The sequence below is a fragment of the Pseudanabaena sp. SR411 genome, assembly GCF_002251945.1.
Classification (GTDB): domain Bacteria; phylum Cyanobacteriota; class Cyanobacteriia; order Pseudanabaenales; family Pseudanabaenaceae; genus Pseudanabaena.
Genome location: NZ_NDHW01000233.1, coordinates 18,438 through 27,069, shown reverse-complemented (window position 1 = coordinate 27,069; position 8,632 = coordinate 18,438). Strand labels below are relative to the sequence as shown.

The 8,632-nt window shown below is 43.2% G+C and carries 8 protein-coding genes and 1 pseudogene; 4 read left to right on the top strand and 5 right to left on the bottom strand.

Annotated features, from left to right (window positions below; all coding sequences use genetic code 11):
* A partial coding sequence (locus tag B9G53_RS24480) for a transposase (RefSeq protein ID WP_176453344.1) occupies positions 1–439 on the top strand: 439 nt, incomplete at its 5' end.
* A 14-nt stretch (positions 440–453) separates the two neighbouring features.
* Complete coding sequence (locus B9G53_RS24475) at positions 454–831, top strand: transposase (RefSeq protein ID WP_369683022.1); 378 nt, start codon at positions 454–456, stop codon at positions 829–831.
* A gap of 76 nt (positions 832–907) precedes the next feature.
* On the opposite strand, the gene B9G53_RS24470 is transcribed toward B9G53_RS24475, so the two are convergent.
* The 4 genes from B9G53_RS24470 to B9G53_RS24455 all read right to left on the bottom strand — a co-directional run bounded on the left by B9G53_RS24470 (position 908) and on the right by B9G53_RS24455 (position 6,474).
* Entirely contained in the window at positions 908–1,210 is a 303-nt protein-coding gene (locus tag B9G53_RS24470) for a hypothetical protein (RefSeq protein WP_094536047.1), read from the bottom strand.
* A 53-nt stretch (positions 1,211–1,263) separates the two neighbouring features.
* On the bottom strand, positions 1,264–2,796 hold the full coding sequence (locus B9G53_RS24465; RefSeq protein ID WP_094536046.1) for a YcjF family protein: 1,533 nt from the start codon (positions 2,794–2,796) through the stop codon (positions 1,264–1,266).
* A gap of 4 nt (positions 2,797–2,800) precedes the next feature.
* A complete protein-coding gene (locus tag B9G53_RS24460; protein WP_094536045.1) occupies positions 2,801–5,722 on the bottom strand; it encodes a cation-translocating P-type ATPase in 2,922 nt (973 codons plus the stop codon).
* A gap of 152 nt (positions 5,723–5,874) precedes the next feature.
* Positions 5,875–6,474 (bottom strand): hypothetical protein, encoded by a 600-nt coding sequence (locus tag B9G53_RS24455; RefSeq protein ID WP_094536044.1) that lies wholly within the window; start codon positions 6,472–6,474, stop codon positions 5,875–5,877.
* A gap of 132 nt (positions 6,475–6,606) precedes the next feature.
* Here B9G53_RS24455 and hisB point away from each other — a divergent pair, with 132 nt between their 5' ends.
* Positions 6,607–7,209 (top strand): imidazoleglycerol-phosphate dehydratase HisB, encoded by a 603-nt coding sequence (gene hisB, locus B9G53_RS24450; RefSeq protein ID WP_094536043.1) that lies wholly within the window; start codon positions 6,607–6,609, stop codon positions 7,207–7,209.
* A 101-nt stretch (positions 7,210–7,310) separates the two neighbouring features.
* Positions 7,311–8,084: a hypothetical protein gene (locus tag B9G53_RS24445; protein WP_094536042.1), complete on the top strand. Its 774-nt coding sequence runs from the start codon at positions 7,311–7,313 to the stop codon at positions 8,082–8,084.
* A 222-nt stretch (positions 8,085–8,306) separates the two neighbouring features.
* On the opposite strand, the pseudogene B9G53_RS24440 reads toward B9G53_RS24445, so the two are convergent.
* Positions 8,307–8,518 (bottom strand): annotated as a pseudogene (locus B9G53_RS24440) (IS1 family transposase); the annotation flags it as partial.
* Between the last annotated feature and the right edge of the window lie 114 nt (positions 8,519–8,632).

Genomic DNA, 8,632 nt, shown 5'->3' with positions numbered 1-8,632 from the left:
TTTAATGATTCCCATCACCTTAGTTTTAGATAATGCTCGTTATCAAAAGTGTCAGATTGTCCAAGCTTTAGCTGATGCGTTGCATATCGAATTACTTTATTTGCCTCCCTATTCTCCCAATTTAATGATTCCCATCACCTTAGTTTTAGATAATGCTCGTTATCAAAAGTGTCAGATTGTCCAAGCTTTAGCTGATGCGTTGCATATCGAATTACTTTATTTGCCTCCCTATTCTCCCAATTTGAATTTGATTGAACGTCTATGGAAATTTGTGAAAAAGAAATGTTTGTATGCCAAATATTATTCTGATTTTTCCCTTTTCTTCTCGACGATCTCTGATTGTTTAGCTCAACCTCACATTCACTTTAAGCTTGAACTTACTTCCCTCCTTACTCTTAAGTTCCAGTCCTTTGATAAAACTCAAATTGTAACCGTTTAAAGTATAGCTATACATTGGGGTTGCTAATCATGGTGGTTGTCACGGCGGCAAATCTCAATGATCGCAAAGGTACAACCAAGATTTTAGAAAAACTTAACCATGTTCGTGACCGATTTCCGCGTTTATCAACGATTTGGATAGAGTGTGGTTATAGCGGTCAAGTTTTCATTATGGCTATTCTGCATACTCCTTACTGGTGTTTGCAGGTTTTCGTCCCTCCTGCGAGGCAAAAAGGCTTTGTTGTCCAACAGAAGCGTTGGGTCGTTGAACGTACTTTTGCTTGGTTTTCTCGCTTTCGCCGTTTGAACAGAGAATACGAACTTTTACCTGAAACTTCTGAGTCTTTTTTCTGTATTGGCATGATTCAGATTCTCCTTAAACGACTCGCTTAACTTCTCAAACACGCTCTCAATATCAATGATTTTTGAATTGAGTTCAGGGGAAGTTTCTCCCCAAATAATCGCGGTATTACGGTTTTCGGAACAAAGCGGACGAGATATAATGGAAAAAGAGGAGAAACAGAATGGCAAAAGCATATTCCGAGGATTTACGAATCCGAGTAGTTAGAGCATACGAAGAGAAATTGGGTTCAATACGAGAAATAGCCAAACAATAGCCTAGTGTTTCTATACATATACTTCTTAATGCTTCAACCAGAGTTAACCAAGGCAATTGAATTGCTTCCCAATTGCATTCATTAATTAAATAGTCTGCCGCATCTGTTCGCATTAAATGTCCAATTTTCTGAATTGGATTGATGCTAATGTTCATGTAATTCACATTCTGCTTTCAAAAGGAGGTAAAATAATTTTGTTTCTTGTTTATCACTGCTTGATTAAATCCATCACTCGATTGACAGCATCTTGGACAAAGACTTTGAGAAACTCATCACGGCGATTTAGTTGGAACTGACGCTGTACTACTTCGGCGATACCACCATCACCCCAATCGCGATCACGACTGAAATATTCGATGAAACTCTTGCCTGCAATGCGTGTGAGATAGGCTGCTGTCACCGATTGAATCGTCGCCTTGAGAACTAATCCTACGACCGTTACGGAAATGACGGTGGAAACAATTTGGACTACGCCTTTAACGATGCCGAGACTGACCAGAGTACGGGTGAGCGAATTGGCTAGTTCTTTACCGCGATCAATATTGATCTCGCAACCGTAGACCTTACCAATTTCTACAACCATTTGCGCGTTAATCGCGGCTGTGGCTAGGAGATCGACGACGGGTAAAGGCGTTGCAAAAACTACACCAACGACTAGCCATTGGAATTTTTCAACTACTTTTTCCGCCTCCGCTTGTTGTTGTTGCGATAGCGCTTCACGGGTTGCTTCCGTAAGTCTTTGCGATCGCAATAACACATTATCCGCCACCAGTTCATCGCCTTCATAGCTGAGAATGTCGAGCATACGGGCTAGCAAGGGTTGGATTTTAGGCTTAGGCGTAACAACTTCCCCAGATTCGAGGGTAATCATCGCAGGATTGGCAGCGATCGCCACCACATCTTCAGGCGCGATCAAGTCTAATACCCGCGATCGCAAACTAGTCTGAATGATTTCGCGATCGCTTTTGGTGAGGCGATCAATTTTATTGAAAGCAAGCACAGTCCGCTTACCGATTTCGGTAAGGGCTTTGAGAACTTCATATTCGGAACGTCGTAAGTCATCATCGACCACAAATATAATTAGATCTGCTTCTGTCGCAATTTTTCGCGCTTCCCGTTCGCGATCGCTACCCAAGGCACTCGCTTCTAAAATCCCTGGGCAGTCGGTAATTTGGATAGGTACATCTAGATTGGGAAACTTCACTGGCATATAGACTTTCCCCAGTTGTGTAGTTCCCATAGTTGCGCCGACTTCGCCTCTAACCTCAGGATCTTGAAGTGCTAAATCGAGCAATCCATTCACTAGTGAAGTCTTACCTGCGGAGCCAACTCCAAACACCACCACACGCAATTCTTGACGAATGAAATTCTTCTTGAGCTGGTCTGTTTGCTCAGCAAGCGATCGCCGCATCACCTCATCTTGGATTTGCTCAACTTGACGCTCTAGGGCTTCGAGACTATCTTGGGCGGCTTCAATCTTATCGGTGGGAATTTCAGGGAGTGGTCGGGGTGGAGATGGTTCTGCTTGAAACAGATTAAGATATCGCCAGATTACAAAAAACAATCCTGCCAATGATCCCATTACTAACAGCACAACAAAGCCGCCTAAAATTGGCGATGAGGTGGCGACAAGTTGATAGATTTGAATAATGCGATCGAGTAAGGGAACGACAAACGAAATCACTAGACCAAAGCAGCCTAAAACAAGTAGCGATCGCAACCAAGGAAATTTTCTTTTCATTGGCTTAGGACTGAGGTTTTACAGGGAATTTTACAGGGTGAGACTTCCGCCACCACCTTAAGATAATTTTCTCTGATTCCACCCACAAAACCAACAGCATACTGAATCCAAAGCATAAGCCCAACTCTGAAGCCGAAAGAGCATCTGTTCCAAAAAATTGTCGCAAACTCGGCACATAGAGCAGCGCAAGTTGCAGAATCGTGGTAAAAATCACGGAAATCAATAGATAGGGATTGGAGATCGGATTTAACTCAATGATCAGTTTAGAATCAGAACGACAGGCGAGGGCATGACCCATTTGAGCAATACAGAGAGTTGTAAATGTAATTGTTTTCCAATGCTCTTGCCATGAGGGATTACCAGAGTTATAGACAAGTTCCATTAAGGAAATAGTTTCCAAACCAAAGACAACACCAATCCGCAGGATATACCAACCTAATCCCCTAGCAAAGATATTTTCTTGGGGGTTAAAAGGAGGTCGTTGCATTACATCAGCTTCCGATGGCTCTACTGCTAAAGCTAATGCAGGTACACCATCAGTAACTAGATTCATCCATAGGATTTGTAAAGGGGTGAGGGGAACTGCATTAACACCTAAAAATGGAGTAGAGGCGATCGCAATCACTTCACCAACATTACTACCAAGGATATATTTAATAAAGCGGCGGATATTCGCGTAAACCGTGCGTCCTTCCTCAGTTGCTGCCACAATCGTCGCATAGTTATCATCCAGCAAAATCATATCGCTAGCTTCTTTAGAAACATCTGTTCCCGTGATTCCCATGGCAATGCCAATATTCGCTTGTTTGAGCGCAGGGGCATCATTCACGCCATCACCTGTCATCGCCACCACCTCACCTTGTCGCTGTAATGCTTGAACGATTCTTAGTTTATGCTCAGGTGAAACTCTAGCATAGACAGCAGTTTGTCGAGAGAGAGCCGTTAGTTCATCATCGGTCATCAACTCGATTTCTTGTCCCGTTAAAACGCGATCGCTATCTGGATAAAAAATATTTAAGTCACGAGCGATCGCTTGAGCTGTGAGTTGATGATCGCCTGTAATCATCGTCGTGTGAATCCCCGCCTGACGGCTGATTTGTACAGCCTTAGCTGCTTCAGCCCTGAGCGCGTCCCGAATCCCGATTATACCTAACCAAACGAGATTATTTTCTATATTTGCTAGTTCTTCCTCTGTCGGTAATTTTTCTAAGGGCAAATAGGCAAATCCTAATACACGCATTCCTTTAGACGCAAGGAGAGTATTTTGAATGTGAATCGCTGTTTTATAAGAAACTGTAATCACTCCAATTTGCTTATCTATCTGAATATGATTGCATCGACTTAAAACTAGTTCTGGTGAACCTTTACAAAATAGAAAGTAAGGTTTATTGGGCAACAAAGCCGCGATCGCTCGTAGGGCTTCGGGTGTATCTTCGGCATTCATACTGTTGATGGTAGCGATCGCGCTCATCATTTTCCGCTCAGACGTAAAGGGAATCTCCGCAACCCTTGAGAAATAATGCGTAAAGTGCGACTGCCAAAGATTTGCTTTCCCTGCCAAAGTTAGCAATGCGCCTTCGGTAGGATCACCGATAATTTTCCACTGTGAACCATTGGTAGCCAGAGGCAAGGGGCTTAAGTTTCTTTTTCCTTTTGAGGCTTGGCGATCGCTTATTTGTTCAACAGTTTTTTTCTGGAGATAGGAGTCATTGCAAATTACACCTGTCGCTAGTAAAAGCTGTAATTCTGCACATTGATAAATGCTGAGATCGCTAGCCAGCATGTCTCCTGCGAGTCGTGAAAGCGAAAATTCGCCAATTGGTTCGTAGCCAGTTCCATTGATTTGGGCAGCATAATTCGTAGTGAAAATATTTTCGGCTACCATTTTATTTTGGGTCAGCGTTCCTGTTTTATCAGAACAAATCATGGTCACCGAACCAAGGGTTTCCACCGCAGGCAATTTACGAATCAGCGCATTACGGCGCACCATTCTCTGAGTTCCAAGGGCAAGAGTCACTGTAATCACCGCAGGCAGACCTTCAGGAACTGCCGCAACCGCCATACTTAAGGATGTATTGAGCAACTTCACAAAGTCGCCATTCCGCCATAGCCCTATGCTAATTACGATCGCTACTAGCACCAAAGAGGCGATGACCAAAGCCTTAGAAAGTTCCGCCATGCGTCTTTGCAAGGGAGTTTCTTCCAATTCCACATCTTGCAGTAGATTGGCTATCTTCCCTAATTCTGTTTGCATTCCTATCGCTGTGACCAGCATCATCCCGCGTCCTTGTAATACTTCAGTCCCCTGAAATAACATATTGCGGCGATCTCCCAATGGTTCATCTTCAGCAAATACCTGATCAGCAAACTTATTTACGCCTTGCGATTCTCCCGTCAGCGCCCCTTCCCTGACCTTCAGCTTGATTGTCTCTAATAAGCGTCCATCTGCGGCAACCTGCATCCCTGCATCCACAAACACAATATCCCCTATTGCCAGTTCTGCTGAGAGGATTTCCGTAACTTTCCCTTCGCGAAGGACTCTCACATTCGGAGCCGCCATCCGTTTTAAAGCCGCAAGTGCTTCCTCAGCGCGGCTTTCTTGGACATAGCCCAAAATACCATTGAGAATGACGATCGCCGCGATCGCTACCGCATCTTTTGGGAAATTACCGACCCGCAAATCTAACCCTGCGGAAACTACTGCCACACCCATCAACATCAGCAACATGATGTTGGTAAACTGATCGACAAAAATACTTAGCTTGGAGCGTCCCACCTTGCCAGTTAACTCATTACGCCCATAGATAGCTTGGCGATCGCTCACTTGCCACGACTCTAACCCCAACTCTGGATTTGTATCCAAAGCCGCGATCGTCTCATCAATCGTTAAAGTGTGCCACACTGGCTTTGTCGGTAAATTGTTCATCGTTTTTTGCCAACAATCAGAACGCTAGAGTCCTCAGCTTAAGCCTATCAGAGTCTATGCCCTCTCTAAGCTAAGATGTATTGAGAGATTGTTACGACTGACATAATCGCGATCACCATACAAGATAGTCCTAATGCAATTCTGAGGGAATATCAAGAACGCTTACCTGCTGTAAATCCATACCACTCATCTACGATGGGATAATATTTATAAATATCCGAGCCAAAGTGGTAGTTCCCATAGGGGTTAGGCTGATAGGCAAATCCATAAAAGTCAGAGATATCAATAAAGCGAAAGTTCGCAGTACTAAAATAGATGCCACCACGACTATCGCGATCACATTCTATGACGCGATATAAACCTAACCGTTGGTTAACTGGTTTGCTATTACAGATTGAATTTAGCTTATCTACATCCGCAACAACTGCCTCAAATGCAGGACGAGATAACGAAAAGGCAATTGTTTGGGGCAGATTGGTTTTTAATAAAATTACTGTTAGCCCTAAAGTTATTGCGGCGGTGATTACTAAGGTTTGAGTTGCAGGGAAAAAATTTATTTTCTTCAAGATTTGTATCCCAACTACAATTATCACTACAAATGCAATTAGAAGCGGGATTCCATAAATATACACAATCAAAAGAAGAATAAAGGGCAGATCGGCAAGCTCCCCAGGGAAGCAACTAATCCACAGTACGCCCAGACAAATTAGTTGCAAAAGTAATAACAGTATAAGTAGGAAACGTTTCGCCATTCTTCAGCACCTTATTTAGAAACTTGCCGTAAATTATAAGGATTGGTAAATAGATCGAACAAAGAGATAGCAATTTAAGGTTACAGTGTAGTAAATCTGACCCCTAACAACCTTTATCAATCCCGCTCTGCTATGTCCTACGATACTCCTCGCATTGCCAAAGTCCACCGCAAAACTGGTGAAACCGATGTCACCGTGGCGTTAAATCTTGATGGCACTGGCAAAGGCAATATCAATACTGGTATTCCCTTTCTTGATCACATGCTGCATCAAATTTGCTCCCATGGATTGATTGATCTGGATGTGCAAGCAACAGGTGATTTACACATTGATGATCATCACACCAATGAGGATGTGGGAATTGTATTAGGGCAAGCTCTGGGGCAAGCATTAGGCGATCGCAAAGGAATTGCGAGATTTGGGCATTTTGTTGCCCCCCTTGATGAATCTTTAGTACAGGTAGCTCTAGACTTTTCGGGTCGCCCCTATTTGGTATATGGCTTAGTAATTCCCAATCAGCGTGTGGGAACCTATGACACAGAACTAATCCGTGAGTTTTTTCAAGCTGTAGTTAATCACGCGCAAATGACACTGCATGTGCGCCTCTTAGAAAGTGGCAATTCTCATCACATTATCGAGGCTGCTTTTAAGGCTTTTGCCCGTGCTTTACGAATGGCAGTAGAAGTCGATCCGCGTCGCGCCAGTATGATTCCTAGCTCAAAGGGTGTTTTATAGCTATCTCTAAAATCCCAAGATGAGATGGCAGCGCATTGCACCGCCATCTCATCTTGGGGTATATAATTTTAAAGCAAAACCCTCTAAATCAATGGTGGTTTATGGCTGAGGCATTGAGTATAGGCGATCGCATTGAATTTGGCTTTTGGGAAGCAGGCTGCGTGATTTGGGTCGCTGCAAAGGATTTTGTTAGTAGAGATTATGACGGCTTTTGCAATTTGCTTTGGGATAACGACCAAGAGAAATTAAAAGAAGCCATCCTTGAACAGAAAGCTGTTCTTGCCATGGATCTCTATCAAGATGATGGCTACAATGTCCGCGTCGTCATGGGAGAACTCAACGAACAAGAACAGGATGAATGGGTGGCACGAGTGCGTTGGCGGCTGGATTTATCCTGTGGGCAAATGATGGTATCAGGTGTGCTGGGTGATGATGAGTTTGATGAGCTCCCCGAAGCAAGGGCGATCGCAGATAGTGACGATTGCTTGCAATGCTATGTCGAAGTTCCGCCAAATGAATACCAAGTTGAAGTATATTCCTATGCACCTGGGGATTTATCCACGGGTTGGGGACAAATTGTGAAGCCCGACCTATTTAAACCAACAGCAGGAATTATTGCTGAGCCATTAAAAGAATACTTCGAGCGAACCCGCCCCAACACAGCTATTCCTGCATGGATTGGTTGTGAAATTGAAGAAAATCCAGACCTTATCCAAAAATATTATCAAGAAGCCTATGCTCTGCACTACAACGATTTTGTAATTCGGCTCTCACCTATTCTTGAAGATTTACCACCACCACAACTCGAAGAAAGTGGATCGATAAAATGGGAGTTTCGTAAACCCGATCGCTGTCCTCTGGGCTTAATTAGTTAGGACTTACGCAATTAACCATAGGAATAGAAGGACAGTTAAGTTAGGAGCTTAAATCATCATATAAAAGTCCAGATTTAATTTGGTAGATAGCGTTACAAGGATGTGATTGTCTTGGAAGCAGGTAAAGAATAAATTTTGCAGCCTATAACTTGGGGCAAAATTCTGGTTGTCCGTCCTCATCGAAATTCACAATCGTGGGGTCAAGGATATTTTGGTGGTGTGTCACATTTGTTGAGAGCTTGAGGGGGATTGAAAGCAAAACTCATATCTATTGATAAACAAGCCGATGACAATGTCATGCATCACAATAGATTTAGAGAAGCAAATGGTCTTTCTGGCTAATCGCTTAATTCGTGTTCGTTAAAGTTAGATGCTTACATTGTTAGATGCTTACATTCAATTTTCTGAGTATTTTGCTTGCCAATCAGGTAGTGTCAGGGTTAAGCATCCTTTCTTATCCGCCCCAAGCATCAGTAAAAAAAACGCTTGATTCCGAATGGCTTTAACAGGTTTAGGGGCTTACAAGAAAATAAGATACCAATCCAGAT

Excerpts from the sequence above, each read along its gene's own strand:
- hisB (WP_094536043.1), top strand. The coding sequence starts at position 6,607 with ATGTCCTACGATACTCCTCGCATTGCCAAAGTCCACCGCAAAACTGGT.
- B9G53_RS24460 (WP_094536045.1), bottom strand. The coding sequence starts at position 5,722 with ATGAACAATTTACCGACAAAGCCAGTGTGGCACACTTTAACGATTGAT.
- B9G53_RS24445 (WP_094536042.1), top strand. The coding sequence starts at position 7,311 with ATGGCTGAGGCATTGAGTATAGGCGATCGCATTGAATTTGGCTTTTGG.
- B9G53_RS24455 (WP_094536044.1), bottom strand. The coding sequence starts at position 6,474 with ATGGCGAAACGTTTCCTACTTATACTGTTATTACTTTTGCAACTAATT.
- B9G53_RS24470 (WP_094536047.1), bottom strand. The coding sequence starts at position 1,210 with ATGAACATTAGCATCAATCCAATTCAGAAAATTGGACATTTAATGCGA.
- B9G53_RS24465 (WP_094536046.1), bottom strand. The coding sequence starts at position 2,796 with ATGAAAAGAAAATTTCCTTGGTTGCGATCGCTACTTGTTTTAGGCTGC.